The sequence below is a fragment of the Caballeronia novacaledonica genome (genome assembly GCF_900258035.1).
Taxonomy (GTDB): Bacteria; Pseudomonadota; Gammaproteobacteria; order Burkholderiales; family Burkholderiaceae; genus Caballeronia; species Caballeronia novacaledonica.
In genome coordinates this window covers 1-719 of sequence record NZ_OGTP01000067.1, presented here as the reverse complement: position 1 = coordinate 719, position 719 = coordinate 1, and the positions used below count along the sequence as shown (strand labels likewise).

The window sequence follows — 719 nt, the reverse complement described above, 5'->3', positions numbered from 1 at the left end:
ACGCCCGTCCGTATCGTCTGTTGCCCCGTGTAGCGATACAGCAGCGCGTGGAAGGCCGCGAGCAACACCATGAAGGGCGTCATCGCGTTCTGTTGTGCGCGCGAGCGTACCGCTTCGGCAAGCGCCGTAGGCAGCTTCACCCGATAACGCCCCGCGTGATACGACGCATGCGCGGGACGCGGTGCATCGGTAGGCAGCGCGAGCACCGGATGTTCGTCGCCGAGTGTGGCGCGCCAGTAGTTCAGTTGCCGATCGCGCTCGCCCGCTTCGAGCCAGTCACGTTGCCAGGCGGCGTAGTCGGCATATTGAACGGGCAATGCTGCGAGCTTCGACGCTTCGCCGAGCGTGCGCGCACGATAATGCGACACTAGTTCATCCAGCAGCACCTGAATCGACCAGCCATCGGAGACGATGTGATGCATCGCCAGCGTCAGCAGATGTTCGTCCTCGTTCACGCTGAACAGAGCGATACGCAACAGCGGACCTTCTCGCAGATCGAATGGCTCGGCGGCGAAGGCGCGCGCGGCGGCTTCCAGATCGACGGCATTACGCGTCGCTTCACGCCAATCCAGCACGCCTTGCGGATCGATCCACTGTTCGACACGCCCGTTTGCATCGGCGACGAAGCGCGTGCGCAGCGTCTCGTGTCGCGCGACGATCGCTTCGAAGCTCGCGCGCAACGCGACGCGATCCACCCGCCCGCGCAGACGCAAGCCACC

At 64.5% G+C, this 719-nt stretch carries 1 protein-coding gene; it reads right to left on the bottom strand.

Features of this window, described 5'->3' with window-relative positions:
- On the bottom strand, positions 1-719 hold a 719-nt coding region (locus NOV72_RS31750; RefSeq protein WP_245933238.1), incomplete at both ends, for a condensation domain-containing protein.